This is a genomic window from Nocardia sp. NPDC006982, assembly GCF_042869435.1.
Lineage (GTDB): Bacteria > Actinomycetota > Actinomycetes > Mycobacteriales > Mycobacteriaceae > Nocardia.
Map to the genome: position 1 here is coordinate 381,679 of NZ_JBIAFV010000005.1, position 16,158 is coordinate 397,836.

The 16,158-nt window shown below is 65.2% G+C and carries 16 protein-coding genes and 1 pseudogene; 5 read left to right on the forward strand and 12 right to left on the reverse strand.

Features of this window, described 5'->3' with window-relative positions:
• Positions 1–77: 77 nt before the first annotated feature.
• The 6 genes from era to ACFYOW_RS22535 form a co-directional block, all read right to left on the reverse strand.
• Positions 78–989: a GTPase Era gene (gene era / locus ACFYOW_RS22510; RefSeq protein ID WP_387290812.1), complete on the reverse strand. Its 912-nt coding sequence runs from the start codon at positions 987–989 to the stop codon at positions 78–80.
• On the reverse strand, positions 982–1,341 hold the full coding sequence (locus tag ACFYOW_RS22515) for a cytidine deaminase (RefSeq protein ID WP_387290814.1): 360 nt from the start codon (positions 1,339–1,341) through the stop codon (positions 982–984). Before ACFYOW_RS22515 ends, era begins: the two co-directional genes overlap by 8 nt.
• Complete coding sequence (locus ACFYOW_RS22520; protein WP_387290817.1) at positions 1,338–2,687, reverse strand: hemolysin family protein; 1,350 nt, start codon at positions 2,685–2,687, stop codon at positions 1,338–1,340. The genes ACFYOW_RS22515 and ACFYOW_RS22520 overlap by 4 nt, the downstream gene beginning before the upstream one ends.
• Complete coding sequence (gene ybeY, locus ACFYOW_RS22525; RefSeq protein WP_040688009.1) at positions 2,684–3,238, reverse strand: rRNA maturation RNase YbeY; 555 nt, start codon at positions 3,236–3,238, stop codon at positions 2,684–2,686. The genes ACFYOW_RS22520 and ybeY overlap by 4 nt, the downstream gene beginning before the upstream one ends.
• A 64-nt stretch (positions 3,239–3,302) precedes the next feature.
• Positions 3,303–4,367 carry a PhoH family protein gene (locus ACFYOW_RS22530; RefSeq protein ID WP_387291413.1) on the reverse strand — a complete coding sequence of 355 codons (1,065 nt, stop codon included), beginning with the start codon at positions 4,365–4,367 and terminating at the stop codon, positions 3,303–3,305.
• 220 nt (positions 4,368–4,587) lie between these two features.
• A complete protein-coding gene (locus ACFYOW_RS22535; protein ID WP_387290819.1) occupies positions 4,588–5,505 on the reverse strand; it encodes a LysR family transcriptional regulator in 918 nt (305 codons plus the stop codon).
• Positions 5,506–5,593: 88 nt separating this feature from the next.
• On the opposite strand from ACFYOW_RS22535, the gene ACFYOW_RS22540 reads away from it, so the two are divergent.
• Together ACFYOW_RS22540 and ACFYOW_RS22545 are read left to right on the forward strand one after the other, a co-directional pair.
• Positions 5,594–6,829 (forward strand): MFS transporter, encoded by a 1,236-nt coding sequence (locus ACFYOW_RS22540; protein WP_387290822.1) that lies wholly within the window; start codon positions 5,594–5,596, stop codon positions 6,827–6,829.
• A 381-nt stretch (positions 6,830–7,210) separates the two neighbouring features.
• Entirely contained in the window at positions 7,211–7,681 is a 471-nt protein-coding gene (locus ACFYOW_RS22545) for a zinc-ribbon domain-containing protein (protein ID WP_387290825.1), read from the forward strand.
• Positions 7,682–7,890: 209 nt separating this feature from the next.
• Here the strand turns inward: ACFYOW_RS22545 and ACFYOW_RS22550 are convergent, their stop codons facing one another.
• Complete coding sequence (locus ACFYOW_RS22550) at positions 7,891–8,517, reverse strand: TetR/AcrR family transcriptional regulator (RefSeq protein WP_387290828.1); 627 nt, start codon at positions 8,515–8,517, stop codon at positions 7,891–7,893.
• 229 nt (positions 8,518–8,746) lie between these two features.
• On the opposite strand from ACFYOW_RS22550, the gene ACFYOW_RS22555 reads away from it, so the two are divergent.
• Together ACFYOW_RS22555 and ACFYOW_RS22560 are read left to right on the forward strand one after the other, a co-directional pair.
• Entirely contained in the window at positions 8,747–9,679 is a 933-nt protein-coding gene (locus tag ACFYOW_RS22555) for a metal-dependent hydrolase (protein WP_387290830.1), read from the forward strand.
• A pseudogene (locus ACFYOW_RS22560) lies at positions 9,679–10,821 on the forward strand (hypothetical protein); the annotation flags it as partial. The gene ACFYOW_RS22555 and the pseudogene ACFYOW_RS22560, both read left to right, overlap by 1 nt.
• Here the strand turns inward: ACFYOW_RS22560 and ACFYOW_RS22565 are convergent.
• The 3 genes from ACFYOW_RS22565 to hrcA all read right to left on the reverse strand — a co-directional run bounded on the left by ACFYOW_RS22565 (position 10,783) and on the right by hrcA (position 13,802).
• Positions 10,783–11,523 (reverse strand): 16S rRNA (uracil(1498)-N(3))-methyltransferase, encoded by a 741-nt coding sequence (locus ACFYOW_RS22565; protein ID WP_387290832.1) that lies wholly within the window; start codon positions 11,521–11,523, stop codon positions 10,783–10,785. The pseudogene ACFYOW_RS22560 and the gene ACFYOW_RS22565 sit on opposite strands and share 39 nt — an antisense overlap.
• Before the next feature lie 3 nt (positions 11,524–11,526).
• Positions 11,527–12,678: a molecular chaperone DnaJ gene (gene dnaJ / locus ACFYOW_RS22570; protein ID WP_387290833.1), complete on the reverse strand. Its 1,152-nt coding sequence runs from the start codon at positions 12,676–12,678 to the stop codon at positions 11,527–11,529.
• Positions 12,679–12,770: 92 nt separating this feature from the next.
• On the reverse strand, positions 12,771–13,802 hold the full coding sequence (hrcA, locus tag ACFYOW_RS22575; RefSeq protein WP_387290834.1) for a heat-inducible transcriptional repressor HrcA: 1,032 nt from the start codon (positions 13,800–13,802) through the stop codon (positions 12,771–12,773).
• 545 nt (positions 13,803–14,347) lie between these two features.
• On the opposite strand from hrcA, the gene ACFYOW_RS22580 reads away from it, so the two are divergent.
• Positions 14,348–14,722 carry a hypothetical protein gene (locus tag ACFYOW_RS22580; protein WP_387290836.1) on the forward strand — a complete coding sequence of 125 codons (375 nt, stop codon included), beginning with the start codon at positions 14,348–14,350 and terminating at the stop codon, positions 14,720–14,722.
• A 19-nt stretch (positions 14,723–14,741) separates the two neighbouring features.
• Here the strand turns inward: ACFYOW_RS22580 and ACFYOW_RS22585 are convergent, their stop codons facing one another.
• On the reverse strand, positions 14,742–15,545 hold the full coding sequence (locus ACFYOW_RS22585; protein ID WP_387290838.1) for an alpha/beta fold hydrolase: 804 nt from the start codon (positions 15,543–15,545) through the stop codon (positions 14,742–14,744).
• Positions 15,546–15,896: 351 nt separating this feature from the next.
• Positions 15,897–16,112, reverse strand: a complete 216-nt coding sequence (locus tag ACFYOW_RS22590) for a hypothetical protein (RefSeq protein ID WP_387290840.1) — start codon at positions 16,110–16,112, stop codon at positions 15,897–15,899.
• Positions 16,113–16,158 lie beyond the last annotated feature (46 nt).

Genomic DNA, 16,158 nt, shown 5'->3' on the forward strand with positions numbered 1-16,158 from the left:
AGCCCCTCGGGTGCTGGACCGGTGCGTTCCGCCACCAGCGTTCGAGGAGGTCCCCCGGTTCTGGGGATATCCCTGCGTCAGAACCCGAGCTTGCCCAGCTGTTTCGGGTCGCGCTGCCAATCCTTGGCGACCTTGACGTGCAGGTGTAGGTAGATGCGGACGCCGAGGATGTGTTCGATTTGCTTGCGGGCGTTGGTGCCTACCTCTTTGAGGCGCGCGCCGCCCTTGCCGATGACGATGGCCTTCTGCGAGGGGCGTTCGACGTAGAGCAAAGCGTGCACGTCGAGCATGTCTTCGTTCTCTTCGCGCGGGAGGACTTCTTCGATGACCACGGCGAGCGAATGCGGGAGTTCGTCGCGCACGCCCTCCAAGGCGGCCTCGCGGATGAGCTCGGCCATGAGGGTTTCCTCAGGCTCGTCGGTGAGTTCGCCGTCGGGGTAGAAGGCCGGGCCCTCAGGCATTTTCGAGGCGATGACGTCGACGAGAACCTCGACCTGTTCGCCTTTGACGGCGGAAACCGGTACGACATCGTGTTCCGGGCCGAGCAGTTGCGACAGCGCCATCAGCTGTTGGGCGACCTGGTCGCGACTCACCTTGTCGATCTTGGTGACCACACCGAGCAGGGTGGTCTTCGGCGCCATCTGCTTGATCTGCTGCAGAATCCACTTGTCGCCGGGTCCGATTTTCTCGTCGGCGGGAATGCACAGCGCGATCACGTCGACTTCGGAATACGTATCGCGGACAAGGTCGTTCAGGCGCTGACCGAGCAGCGTGCGCGGGCGGTGCAGACCTGGGGTGTCGACCAGGATGAGCTGGGCGTGCTCGCGGTGCACGATGCCGCGGATGGTGTGGCGGGTGGTCTGCGGGCGCGAGGAGGTGATCGCGATCTTCTGGCCGACCAGTGCATTGGTCAGCGTCGACTTGCCGGTATTCGGGCGGCCGACGAAACAGACGAAGCCGGAACGGAATTCGGTGGACTTATCAGCCACCCTGCACCTCCGCGCCCGCGGCATCGTCGACGATCTCGAAGACCGCACCGGAGCGGTCGGTGAAGACGATGCGCGCCTCGGGCGAAACCTCGCGAACCGTGGAGACGCCCGCATCCGACAGTTTGCCGCTGACGACAACCGCGGCTTCGAATCCCTCTGCGCCGCTGGAGATCGCGGCCGCGACGGCGGCTTGCAGGGCGGTCAGTCGCAGGGAGTGCAGGGCGACATCACCGGCCGCGTAGGTGCGGCCGTCGGTATCGCGGATCGCGGCACCCGAGTTGCCGCCGGTGCGGCCGAGCGCACCCTTGGCCAGCACCACGAGTTTGGTGTCCTCGGCGTCCAATTCGGTCATTCGCTGTCTCCGTTCTCATCACGATCGGTCGGGACTTCCCGCTCGGATCCGTTACTTTTACGCCTGCCGTTGGCCTTCTCGGCATGCGATTTCTCCGGCGCCTTGCGCACCACGACGGTGTGCACCCGCACCCGTCCCCGCGCGTCCGCACCGCCTTCGCCGCGCAGCAACAGGCCGTGCGCGACGGCTTTGGAGCCGGGCAGCGGCACCCGGCCCAATGCGTGGGCGAGCAGGCCGCCGACGGTGTCGACGTCCTCCTCCTCGATTTCCAGGCCGTACAGTTCGGCCAGATCATCGACCGACAGTCGTGCCGAAACCCGGTAACGGCCTTCGCCGAGGTCTTCGACGGGCGGGGTTTCGTCGGTGTCGTATTCGTCGGCGATCTCACCGACGATCTCCTCGAGCACATCCTCGATGGTCACCAACCCGGCAATGCCGCCGTATTCGTCCACCAGTAGCGCCATATGGTTTCTGCGGCGCTGCATTTCGTCGAGCAGGCTGTCCAGCGGTTTGGAGTCGGGCATGAACACCGCCGGGCGCATGGCGTCGCGTACCTGCACCTTACGGCTCCTGTCCGCGTACGGCACAAGGTCTTTCAGGTACACCACGCCGAGAATGTCGTCGACGTTCTCGCCGACCACCGGAATGCGCGAGTGACCGCTGCGCACCGCAAGCGACATCGCCTGTGCCGCAGTCTTATCCGCCTCGATCCAGACCATTTCGGTGCGCGGGACCATGACCGCGCGAGCCGGGGTATCGCCGAGCTCGAAGACCGACTGGATCATGCGGCGTTCGTCGTCGGCCACCACACCGCGTTCACCGGCCATCTCGACGACTTCCCGCAGCTCGATCTCGGATGCGAAGGGGCCGTTGCGAAATCCCTTACCCGGGGTGATCGCATTACCGATGAGGATCAGCAGCCTGCTGACCGGACCGAGCACCGTGCCGATGAACTGCAGCGGCAGCGCCGAGGCCAAAGCAATGGAGTAAGCGTGCTGACGGCCCAGTGTGCGCGGTCCGACCCCGATCACCACATAGTCCACCAGCACCATGACGGCCGCGGTGAACAGCAGCGCCCAATTGTCGTCCCACAGCGGAATCAGCGCCGCCGCCAACAGCACCGTCGCGCAGATCTCGCACAGAATACGAAGCAGCACAAGCAGATTCACATATCGCGGCCGATCTGCCACGATCCTGGTCAGCCGCACCGCGCCGGGCCGCTCCGCCCGCACCATATCGTCGAGACGCGCCGGTGACACGGTGTTCAGCGCCGAATCGACTCCGGCGAACACCCCGCCGACCGGGACGAGCAGAACCGCCAGCAGGATCAGGGTCAGCGAATTCACGCGGGGCCTAGCGCCTCACCGGGCGTTGTGAAACCGGCCTTCCCCAGCAGCCGGGCATCGCGCTCGGCCAATTCGGCGCGCCGCTGAGCCTCGCGCAGGCTCTCGTACCACTCCTCTAGCAGTCGTGCCTGCAGTGCGAACATCTCCTTCTCCTCCTCCGGCTCGGCGTGGTCGTAGCCGAGCAGGTGGAGCACGCCGTGCACGGTGAGCAGCGCGAGTTCGTGATCGAGCGAGTGACCGGCCTTGCGGGCCTGGCCTGCGGCGAATTCGGGGCACAGCACGATATCGCCGAGCATGGACGGACCCGGTTCGGCACTGTCCGGTCGACCACCGGGCTCCAGTTCGTCCATGGGGAAGGACATGACATCGGTCGGGCCGGGTAGGTCCATCCAGCGCATGTGCAGATCCGCCATGGTGTCGAGATCGACGAGCACCATCGACAGCTCGGCCGCCGGATGCACGTCCATCCGGCCGATCACGAATCGCGCGACACTGACCAGGTCTTCTTCGGGTACGTCGACACCCGACTCGTTGGCGATCTCGATGCTCACCTGATCAGGGTATTCGGTGTGCCCGGGCCCGCACCGCGCGGCTGGCCCGGACACGTCCGACGCACTATCGCCGATCTCCCCGGCTCGCGGCGCGACGCTGTGCGCGATTGCCCGGATAGTGCGGTCCGACCTGGGTTACCCGCTCGGCCTCGGCCCGCTCGTAGGCGTCGACGATATCGGAGACCAACCGGTGCCGAACCACATCGCTGCTGGTCAGCTGGGCGAAATGGATATCTTCGATGCCGGTCAGGATCTCACTCGCCGCGCGCAGACCCGAGCGCGCGCCATTGGGCAGGTCGACCTGGGTGACGTCACCGGTCACCACGATCTTCGAACCGAATCCGAGCCGGGTGAGGAACATCTTCATCTGCTCGGCCGTGGTGTTCTGCGCCTCGTCGAGAATGATGAACGAATCGTTCAGCGTGCGACCTCGCATGTACGCCAGCGGTGCCACCTCGATGACACCGGCCGCCATCAGCTTCGGAATGGCCTCCGGATCCATCATGTCGTGCAGCGCGTCGTAGAGCGGGCGCAGATAGGGATCGATCTTCTCGTTGAGCGTGCCGGGCAGGAAGCCGAGCCGCTCGCCCGCCTCGACCGCGGGACGGGTGAGGATGATCCGGTTGACCTGCTTGGACTGCAATGCCTGCACGGCCTTGGCCATCGCCAGATACGTCTTGCCGGTACCCGCGGGCCCGATGCCGAACACGATGGTGTTGGCGTCGATCGCGTCGACATAGCGCTTCTGGTTGAGTGTCTTGGGCCGGATGGTTTTACCGCGCCGGGACAGAATGTCCAGGCTGAGCACCTCGGCCGGGGATTCCGAGGAACCCTCGGTGAGCATGGATACGGTGTGGCGCACCGCCTCCGGGGTCACCACTCGATTGCGACCGGTCAGCGCGACGAGCTGTTCGATCACCCGCTCGGCGAGCGCGACATCGGCCGCCTTGCCGGTGAGAGTGACGGAATTGCCGCGGACATGGATATCCGCATCCAGCAACTGCTCGAGTTCACGCAGGTTCTGGTCGGCCGAACCGAGGAAGGGGAACACGGATTCGGGAGCGAGTTCGATGCTGGAACGCACGGTGCGCGCTGCCGGGCCCGTACCGTTGTCTGCACCCCTGGGGATGGAGGCCGACGAAGTCGGTGGGGTGGGTAAACTCCCGCCTGCAGTGGGGGTAGTCGGGTCGCCGATCTCGCCTTGTGTTCTCAAAAGTGGCTATAGCCTGCTTTCCGGTCTCGAATTGCTGCGTCGTTGATGAAAGTTTAACGCGCCCCACTGACAACAGGCAGTGAATAAACGGCTACCGCGGGACCTGATGGGGTGGCGATTGCCTGCTGATCGCTGCCTACCGTCGTGGCATCTGGATTCCCCCGCGCCGGCGTGCCCAATCCTCGGTGAAGTCACGAAATCGCCGCACTGCATCCGATGGCGGGGCGGTCGCCGACCAGATCAGCCCCACATCGCGGGCCGCTGCGGCATCGGCGAGCGGGACAGTCACGATGCCCGATAGCGAACCGGCTGCGGGCGTGGGACCTTCCAGCGGGAGCAGCGCGACGCCGAGTCCGGCCGCGACCAGACCCGCGGCGGTGAGCAGATCGCTCGATTCGAAGGCGATGCGGGGGCGGATATTCGCGGCGGCGCAGAGTTCGTCGAGAATCCGGCGCATACCGAAACCCGGATGCATGGTGATGAATTCGGCGTCGCCGAGCTCGGCGAGACGTATCTGTCGGCGGGTGGCGAGCCGATGTTCCGCGGGCACGGCCAGCGCGAGCGGCTGTGCGAGCAGTTTGCGCCAACCGATACCCGGGGCCGACGGGCGGGGCGACACGATCGCCAAATCCGCTGTGCCGTCGACTATCTGATCGATTACCGCGTCGAACGCACCCTGCCAGAGGGTGAACGATATGCGCGAGGATCCGCGGCGGAAACCGCCGATCAGTTGCGGGATCAGCCAGCTGCCGAAGGAGTGCTGAAACGACAGGCGGACAACGCCTTTCGCGGGATCGGCAAGGTCGGCGACGGCCTGGGTGGCGGCATCGAGTTCGGACTGGGCGCGGCGGGCGTGTTCGTAGTAGGTCCGGCCGAATTCGTTCAGCACGATGCGTTTTCCGTGGCGGTCGAAGAGTTCGACACCGAGACGGCGCTCCAGGCGGGCCAGCATGCGCGAGAGCGTCGGCTGGGCGATGTGCAGCCGCTCGGCGGCCGCGCCGACGCGCTCCAGTTCGGCCAGTGTCGTGAACCACAGCAGGTCGTCACCCAGCACGTACAGACCTTTCCTTATGCGTCTAGTGCATTAGAAACCAGATTACTATTCATTTCCCTTCTTAATGACGAGTGTCGATTCTGGTGCCATGACCAGCACGGATATCCGCTCGACCAGCAGATCGCACGAACGTCGGATCACTACTGCGCTGTTCGCCGCAGGGCTGGCCACCTTCGTGTCGATGTACAGCGCGCAGGCGTTGCTACCGAGTCTGTCGGCGGCATTCGGGGTCGCTCCGGCGCAGGCCGCGTTGGCCGTGTCGTTGACCACCGGGTTTCTCGCGTTGGCGATCGTGCCGGTGAGTGCGTTGTCCTCGCGGATCGGGCGGACCAGGGTGATGACGGGGTCGGCCGTGATGTCGGCGGCCATCGGTCTGCTGCTGCCGCTGAGTCCATCGCTGGAGGTGCTGTTGGTGGGGCGGGCGTTGCAGGGGGTGGCGTTGGCCGGAGTGCCTGCCGTCGCGATGGCGTATCTGGCGGAAGAGATCGGTGGCGACGGGTTGGGCGCGGCGATGGGCGTTTATGTCGCGGGCACGTCGATCGGCGGGTTGTCCGGGCGGTTGATTCCGGCATTCGCTTTGGATCTGACCTCGTGGCGCTGGGCCGAGGCCGCGGTTGGCGTTGCGGCGGCCGGGTGCACCGTCTGGTTCGTGCGCGGGTTGCCACCGTCGCGTGGGTTCGTCGCTCGACCCGCCGGAATGCGTACCGTGCTGCGCGATATCGGCGCGCCGTTGCGGCACGGCGGGCTGCTTGCGCTGTTCGGGTTGGCCTTCGTACTGGTCGGCGGGTTCGTATCGATCTATAACTTCCTCGGATATCGGCTGACCCGGCCGCCGTTCGAATTACCTGCGGCCGTTGCGGGTTCGGTGTTCCTGCTGTACCTGGCCGGCACACTTGCCTCTGCCGCTGCCGGACGTTGGGCCGATCGCATCGGCAAGCACCGCGTGCTCGCGGCATCCGTCGCGCTGATGGGTGTCGGCGTCCTGGTCAGCATCCCGGATCAATTGATCGCGGTCATCCTTGGGATAGCCCTTTGCACCGCAGGGTTTTTCGGTGCCCACGCGGTGGCGAGCACCTGGGTCGGCGCGATAGCTCCCGGTGGCGCCGGATCGTCGGTGTACCTGTTCACCTACTACCTCGGCAGCGCCGTCATCGGCGGTACTGCAGGCATCGCATATGCGAAGGGAGGATGGGTCGGTCTGGCGGCCTGCGTCGGTGCGCTGCTTGTTGTGGCCGCAGTTCTGGTGTGGTACTTGACGATTCACGCTCGTCGCGGACTCGACACCGTTGCGGCTTCCCAAATCTGTGCCGCGCCGACGGCGTGATATCCGGCGGTCACCTGCGGCGCTCATGACCGCGAGGTCGCAGGCCAACGGCAGGACCAAGCGTGGGTCGCGGCGGCGAAGGCGGCCCAACGTGTTTCGTAGGGGAGCCGGTGTCGCTGGCGTCGGCGGCGCGGCGGAGTTCGGATGACGGGCTGGTGCGGGCAACGGTCTCGGGGCCGACTGCGAACGGCTGTATGCGCCTGAGTTCGGACGCTTCCAGCAATTTATAAGCAAAGCCATTGGATATCGACCCATGGATAAGACCGCAGCATTTGGGCCATACGCGCAAACCGCAGGGGTGGCCGTGCGTTAACTACGGAGACAGCCCGGCCGATCCACTACTGTGACCGATATTAAATTCTCTTTCTTCGGGGGTTTCACATGCTGATCTTCGGCTGGCAGCGGCGTCTCCACACACTCGCCATGATCACCCTGGTCTGCGGCCGCTGCGGCAACCCCGCCGCACACGCCCTGCGCAGACTCGCCACCACATTCACAATCTTCTTCATCCCGATCCTCCCACTCGGCAACAAGCACTACATGGAATGCACCTGGTGCGGCGCATCGACGCCCCTCGCCGTACCCCAAGTCACCGGCCTCATCGCCCGCGCGAACGCCGAGAAAATGGGCTCCCCCCAGCCTCAGCAGCCCCACGGCCAGTGGCCCCAGCATCCCGGCCCGAGCGCCCACCCGCAGCACCCCGCTCTCGCCGCCCCCCACACCAATTGGCAGCACCAGCCCGCTCTTGGCGCGCCCAATGCCCACCTGCAGCAGCCCACCCCGGGCGGACCCATCGCACCCTGGCAGCAGCAGCCCGCCCCCGGCGCGCCGAACGGACGGTGGCAGCGCTGACCCGATCGACGGTCGGACCCGCACGAATGACAGCCCGGCCAACGGCTCCCAGCACCCGCAGGACGCCCCCAAGATCATGAAGCATGTGACCACACACCCAGCCGCCACCAAGCTCCAGGACACTACGGCCCTCTGGAGCGCGGGTGTGGGCTCGGCAGCCGATGCGGTGATGGCGGCCTGTGACGCGTGACCCGTGACCGGACAACGGGTCAGCCGCCGCGTCGTCCGTCCACCCTGGGTTGGGCGATGATCGCGGCTCCCATCCAGCGTCGTAGATACCGACGCAGTTCGTCTTCGCTCCGGGGCGGATTGCCCGGAGAAATGAAGAACGACTGCATCGTTCGCAGGATGTATTCGACGAGTTCGTGCAGCGACGCGTCGTCGTATCCGTAACGCGCCCAATCGACGTCGAAGCGTTTGATCATCGTCATGCCGAAGGTTTGTGCCGCTTCGGAGGTGAGGCCTTCGGGGTGCACATTCGAATATGTGCTCGACAGCAGAATGCCCAGGTGAGGCGTTCGACGCACGTCTGAAAGCGTGAAGACCACGCCCTCGGTCATGGCTTCGACCGGGTCCTCGATACCGCTGACCTGCTTTGTCAGCCGGTCCAGAAAGCCGTCGACCGAAGCGATGGCCGCGGCCTGCATCAGCGCATCCGCACTGGGGAAGTATCGATACACCGTCTGACGGATGACACCGAGCGACTCCGCGACGTCGGCGATGCTGATCTCCGCACCCGTCCGTCCGATCAGATCTACTGCGGCGGCGACTATTCGACGGGACGCTTCTTCATCGCTGTTCGGCGGACTCCCGCCCCACCCGCGCCTTCCTGCCACTGCTCGCTTCCTCGGTTCGAACGATGTCCCTCGCATGCGAAACCGACAGCCGGACAACCCCGCCGACCGCCCAGATCAGGGGCTCGACGCTACCACAGGGCCGTCGTCGTCCCAGCTCGAGCAATTCTAATCATACACTCGAACCGATCTGTGTATGATCACCGATATCGAGGCTTCGGCGCGTCCGAACACGGCTACAGCCCCCTTTCGAAATACGAGGTACAGCCAAGTGACCGATCTGCAAGTCCGGAAGATGCGATTCGCATTCGCGGACTACGACGTACCGTTCCTGTGGAACGAAGAGAATCCGGCCTTCTCGTCCATGGCCAACGCGGTGTCCTTCCTGGCCATCGGCTTCGAGAAGATGATCGTCAATATGATTCGCGAGGCCATGCCGCGGATAACCGATCCCGCGGTCGCGGAGGAAGCGGACGCATTCGTGCGTCAGGAGGGCCAGCACTCGACCGCCCACCGCCAGCACGCCAATGGCCTGATCAGGCGATACCCCGGGCTCCAGGAGACGCTCAACGAAGTGATCGCGGAATTCGACCGCCTCACCGTGCACACCTCGCTGGAATATCGGCTCGCCTACACCGCCGATCTGGAGGCCACCTTCACCCCGGTGTTCAAACTGATGCTCGACAACGATTCGACCCTGTTCCGGCCGGGCGACGACCGTGTCGCATCGCTGTTCATCTGGCACTTCGTCGAGGAAGTCGAACATCGAAGCTCGGCTTTGATCATTTTCGATTCGATTGTCGGCAGCGACGCCTACCGGATGCGCATGGCTCCGTCGATCTTCCGGCACGTCATGAAGGTCATCAAGGTGGCCTGCGCAGGCTTCAATAAGCATGTGCCGCAGGAGGATCGGCGCATCGATGCACTGGCGATGTTCGCGATGCACCGGGGTAAGCAGAAGGTGCGGAAATTGTTGCGGCTGCCCGTCGAGGACAACGGTCCGATGTCGCGCGCGTTCGACGATCTACGACTCGGCGAACAACTGATCGCGATGGTGGGCATCATCCGCAGTCAATTGCCCAAGCACAACCCGGATCACGAGAAGCTGCCCGCACTCGCCGATGTGTGGTTCAAGCGCTATGACGCCGGTTACGACGTATCACATTGGTACACCGCCGATTCCGTTGCAGCGCAGGGGGACTGATGGCCGATCATTGCGCACCCACCTTCGACGAACTCGCGAAGGCGCTCGGCTTTTCCTGTCGGGAGGCCGGTGGACTCGTCGAGGTGCGAAACCCTTTCGCATTGGAGAACTGGACGCTGCCGGTGCTCGAGTTCACCATCGTCCTCGGCGCGGTGCTCGCGCTGATCTACGCGATCGTGCGCCTGCGACGTCACGGCGATCCCACCAATCTCGTGGTCTGGTTCGGCGCGACCGCATATCTGTTCATCATCGAACCGCCGCTGTACTTTCCGGCGGCCTTCGGCATCGACGCACACGTCGACACGATGTTCGCGCACAACGTCTTCACCGTGGATTTCCTCTGGGGTCGGCTCCCCCTCTATATCGTGGCGATCTACCCATTGATGGCCACGTTGGCCTTCGAAATCGTCCGAATGCTGGGCGTTTTCCGTCGATACGGTGTTCTCGTCGGCGCCGTCTGCGTAGGCTTCGTCCACCACGGCTTCTATGAGATCTTCGACCATCTTGGACCGCAGCTGCGCTGGTGGGAGTGGTCGACCGAAAATTCGCTCAATCAACCGATGTTCGACTCGGTTCCGCTACCGAGTGTGGTGGTATTCGCCGCGCTGTGGCCGATGTCGCTGGCATTCTTCGTCCAGTTGTTCGTCGGTCGTCATGTCGACCAGGGGCGCAGTTTCACTGGGCTGCAATTAGTGTGGCGCACTGTTGTCATCGGCCTTCTCGGGTCGTTGGGTACGGGCGTATTGCCGATCCCGGCAACAGTTTTCGGCGCAGGGAGCACCACGTTGCGGGGATTCCTCTATGCGGCCGAATTGGTCATCCTCAGCATTGTCGCGATTCCGATTCTCACTCGCCAGTGGCTGCGGCTACGGCGAGACCATTCGGACTACACGAACCGCTTCGTACGGATTTACAGCGTCGTGTACCTCGGTGTGATGGCGTTGCTCTGGATAAGCGCGCTGCCCGATTACTTCGCTGCCGTCGACGGTTCGACGAGCAATGGCGACCCCATCGGGAATCTCTGGTACACGCTGTCGTGCTTCGCGGTCGCAATACTTTGTGTGCTAGCGATCTTCACGGTGCCGTACCGAGCAGCCGAGTCGCTACCAGCGGGAGGTCAACGCCCCCAAGGCGCCGAGGGCGACGGCGGCGGCGGTGGAGGTGCGCAAGACAGTGGGGCCGAGCAGGGTTACGTCGGCGCCCGCAGCAGCGAAGGCGGTGAGCTCGGAGTCGTCTAGACCGCCTTCGGGGCCGACGATGAGCAGGATTTCGGTGGCCTTGTCGAAAGGCAGCTCGACGAAGCGGGCGGTACCCGATTCGTGTAGTGCCACCGCGATGCCGCCCGCGGCCACGCCCCCGCGGATCTTGTCGAGCAGGTCACGGGTGCGGTGCAGATCGGCGACCTCGGGGATGTAGGCGCGGCGAGACTGCCGTGCGGCCGAGCGGGCGGCGGCACGCCACTTCTCAACGGCCTTGTCCGCCTTGGCTTCCCAGTTCGCGATGCAGCGCGCGGCCTGCCACGGGATGATGACATCGGCGCCCGCCTCGGTCATCAGCTCGACGGCCAGCTCCGAGCGGTCGGACTTCGGCAGCGCCTGCACGATGGTCACCCGCGGCGTCGCGGGCGCGGCGAGCACCCGATCGAGCACCGTCAGCTCGAGCCGATCCTTCTGCGCCGCAACGACTTCCGATGCCGCGAGCAGACCGGAGCCGTCGGACAGCGTGATCGGCTCGCCGACCCGGATGCGGCGCACCGTCGCGGCATGGCGTCCCTCCGGACCGTCCAGCACCGCGATGCCACCCGGCTCCGGAATGTCGGCGAGATAGAAGACCGTGGCGGCCAACGCCTATCGCCCGCTGAACGACGCTCGCAGCCGGGCGAACAGGCCGCTGTTGTGCTCGGACTGCGCCGACATCACCTCGGCGCGATCACCGGTGCGCATGCCCTTGTACGTGCGCAGCAGATCGGTGGTCTTGGCGTCGAGTTTGGTCGGCACCACGATGTCCAGATGTGCGAGCAGATCACCGCGCGCACCGGAGCGCAGGCGCGGCATGCCGTGGCCGCGCAGCACCGAGATCTCACCCGGCTGTGTGCCCGGCGGAATGGTCAGCTCGGTCGGGCCGTCCAGGATGGTATCGATGACGACCGTGGTGCCCAGTGCGGCATCGACCATCGGCACCCGAATGGTGCAGTGCAGATCGTCGCCGTCGCGAACGAAGACATCGTGCGGCTGCTCGACGATCTCCACATACAGATCGCCCGCGTGCCCACCACCGGGACCGACCTCGCCCTGCGCCGCCAGCCGCACCCGCATGCCATTGGCGACACCGGCCGGAATCGGCGCGGCGATCTCGCGACGCGCCCGTACCCGCCCGTCGCCGCCGCACTTGTGGCACGGATCGGGAATGGTCTCACCCGCGCCGCGACAGGTCGGACACGGACGTGAGGTCAACACCTGGCCGAGGAACGAACGCTGCACGGACTGCACCTCACCCGCACCACCACAGGTTTCGCAGCGCACCGCCTTGGACTTGCCGTTGGTGCCCGCGCCGTGGCAGATATCGCAGAGGATGGCGGTGTCGACGGTCAGGTGTTTGGTAACACCGACCGCGCATTCGGCCAGGCTGAGCCGGGTCCGCAGCAGTGAATCCGCACCGGGCTGCACCCGGCCGCGCGGCTTGCGCGTCCCGCCGGAACCGCTCATACCGCCGAAGAAGGCCTCGAATACGTCGCCGAGCCCGCCGAAACCGGCGCCGGAGAAGCCCGCGCCGGCGCCAGCGGACTCCAGCGGGTCGCCGCCCATATCGACGACGCGCCGCTTCTCCGGGTCCGACAGCACCTCGTAGGCGGTCGACACTTCCTTGAACTTGGCCTGCGCCGCCTCGTCGGGGTTGACGTCGGGGTGGAGCTCCCGCGCCAGCTTGCGGTAGGCGCGCTTGATCTCCTGGTCGGTCGCGTTCTTCGCGACGCCGAGCAGTCCGTAGTAGTCCCGTGCCACTTGAGTTCTCTAGTCCTTGGTTTGCAACAGCATTAGTCGGATGCACTCAACTTTATCCGCCGGAGGATCGAGCGTATCAGCGACGGGGCCCCTCAGCGCTCCGCGAGCACCTCACCGATATAACGAGCAACGGCCGCGACCGATGCGATGGTCCCCGGATAGTCCATCCGGGTCGGACCGAGCACACCCATCCCGCCGAGTACCGCACCCGCAGCACCGTAGCCGGTCGACACGACCGAAGTTCCACGCATCTGCTCGACCTGGGTTTCCTCGCCGATGCGCACCGTGACGGTACCCGGATGCTGTGCGGCGGCGAGCAGCTTCAGCACGATCACCTGCTCCTCCAACGCCTCGAGCACATCGCGCAGCGAACCAGGGAAGACGAAGTCGCCTGCATTGCGGGTCAGGTTGGCGGTGCCACCCAGGACCAACCGCTCCTCCGGATGCTCCACCAGGGTCTCGACCAGCACGGTCGAGACGCGCACCAGCACATCCTTCAGCCGTACCGGCGCCCGCTCGGGCAGTTCGGCGACGGCCGCGGAGGCGTCGGACAGGCGCTTGCCGTCCATCGCGCCACCGAGCATGCCGCGCAGTGCGGCGAGGTCCTGGTCATCGACGAGTGCGCCGAGTTCCACCAGACGCTGGTCGACCCGGCCGGTATCGGTGATCACGACCAGCAGCAACCGAGCCGGATTCAGCGCGACCACCTCGATGTGGCGGACCGTGGATGCCGATACCGTCGGATACTGGACGACCGCGACCTGGCGGGTCAGCTGAGCCAGCAGCCGAACACCGCGGCGCAGCACGTCGTCGAGGTCGACGCCGGACTCCAGAAATTCCATGATCGCCCGGCGCTCGGCCGGTGAGAGCGGCTTCACCTCGGAGATGCGGTCGACGAACTGCCGGTAGCCCTTATCGGTCGGAATGCGACCGGAACTGGTGTGCGGCTGGGTGATGTAGCCCTCGGCCTCCAGCACCGCCATATCGTTGCGAACCGTCGCGCTGGATACCCCGAGGTTGTGCCGCTCCACCAGGGTCTTCGACCCGATCGGCTCCTTGGTCGCGACATAGTCCGCGACGATCGCACGCAGGACCTCGAAGCGCCGATCCTCGGTGCTCGACATGGGCCCCACCTCCTCGCTCGTCCTCGGGTACGCCGTAACGGTCACGTGCGCACCGTCCGCATCGACCCGAATTCGATGCAGGTTACTAGGTACGTCTGTTTACCAAGTCTAATTGCCTATTGGACAATTGCCCGTTCACGCACCATCGACGGTTGTGATCCAGATTCCCCCGCGACCGACTGACGTTGCGCCGGAGCGAGATCCGACTGCTAACCTCACCGCGCGAACAGTGTGACATGGGGATTCGGAACAGTGAACAAACCGGACTATCCGCAAATTCTCGCGCCCGCCCTGGGCGGTCCAGCGACTCCACCGATCGGCTTCCGTCCCTTCGGGTTGTCGCCGAAAGCGCCGGACTACCGGGTGCTGCAGCCGACCGACTATGTGCTGCCCCACGGCTCGCTCCCCCAGACCCCGATGCCGCCCTACCGAGGCACCCTCCTGCCGTTCAACTTCATCCTGGCGCACGGCGTCGACGAGAACGATCCGATGCCCTTCTCCAGCCAGAACCTGCGGAAACCGGAATCGCCCTGGTGGCGTCCTGCATGCCGCGGGTCTTGGCGCATCTGTTCACCCTCCCGGAAGTCGTGCTCAACGGACAGCACGTGCCGCACAAGGTCCGGCTGGGGCACCACCTTCATCCCGGCCGAACCGGGATACACCATCTGCGCGTCGGACCGCCACCATGGCGAGCGCCCTGGTCCCGCTTCGGCAGCCATCCCATGCCCGCCGACATCATGGTGCCGGTCACCGCAGGCCACCAGACCCGCGTCTACTCCCGGGCATCCATGTCCGTCAGCACCCCGGGCAGGCTCGGACCACAGCAGCGCTGGATCCCCGGCATCATCAGCTGGCTGTTGTTCACCTCGATAGCGATCCTGGCCATGGTGCTCGGCGCTTACCAAGTACTCACCTACTAGGCCTGGCGATCGGACCCTGTTATCGACCGGCGGCGGCTTCTACTACGGCGGCGACCTCGGTGGGGCGGGAGACCAGGGAGGCGTGGGAGGCGTCGATTTCGCTGGTGTGGGCACCCATGCGGTTTGCCATGAAGCGTTCGGAGGCAGGGGGGATTATGCGGTCGTTGGCTGAGACGAGGTACCAGCTGGGGGTTGCGGACCAGGAGGGAGCGCCGGAGGGTTCGATGTTGGCGGATACGGCCAGGGAGCGTTGGTGGGCGAGCATGTCGGCGGCTACTTCGGGGGATACGTCTTGGGCGAAGATGGAATTGAAGTAGTCGGCGGCTACGTATCCGTCGATGTTCTTGCCTGCCAAGCCATTTGGATCGTCGACGACGCGTACTTGGAGCGCCGGGGGCAGTAACTGGCTGCCGGGGAAACTGATCGGGTTGAGTTCGAGGAGACCGGTTTCGCCCTGCACTGGGGCGAAGGCCGCAATGTAGACCAGCGCTTGGACTTTCGGGTCGTGGACATTGGTGATGACGAAGCCGCCATACGAATGGCCCACAAGGACAACAGGTCCGGAGATGGTGTCCAGGGTTCGCTGGATCGCCGCGGCGTCGTTGGCGGGGCCGCGCAGCGGGTTGTCGGGAACTACCACTCGATAACCGTGGTCACGCAGCGTCGCGGCCACGCCGTTCCAACTCGTGGTGTCGGCGAAGGCGCCGTGCACGAGCACGATCGTCGGGAGGGGTTCGGCGGTCGCCGGGGCGACCGCGAGGACGGGTGTGAAAGCCAAGGTGAGCGCCGCGATGCAGGCGCGGAGACTACGGGTGATTTTCATCAGAGTCCTGCCTGTCGTCGTTGGTGCTGTCGGCTCATGATGTTGTCACCTTTTGCCGCGCCCGGACAGAAAGATGGACTGATCAGTCGGTTACGGCGCTCAGTGTGAGCACCGACGATCGCGCATCAACCCGCCCGAATTGGTGCACCACAACGTGAAGCTCGCCACCCCCGAGCGCTTGTGATGCCCACTCCGCGCTGCCGCAAAGGCATGAGCACCTCGGCATAGCGAGTGACTACCTCGCACACAGTCGACGTTGCGCGAGGTAGTGACCAGCTTGTACGGGGGCGGATGCCGCTGCGGCGGATGACACCTCGAGGCGGCACGGAGCAAGGGCGGACGAGCCCGCAGCTACAGCTCGGACACGGTTCTCACCATCTTGCCGGCCAGTGCGTCCAGGCCGAGCATGGCGAGCAGGGACTCGCAATCCGCTGCGTCCTCGGCGTGGCTGGCGACCGTCCTGGCAGCTATCGCGCACTGTCTCGCGTTTTCCGCCTTCTCGGCGGCACGCGCCTCGGCGAACTCGCTCTGCTCGGAGATAAGGGTGATGTGTCGTGCCGATGGCATAAGACTCCTTGGGTTGGTCCGAAGCCTACGCGTCTTTACCGATCTG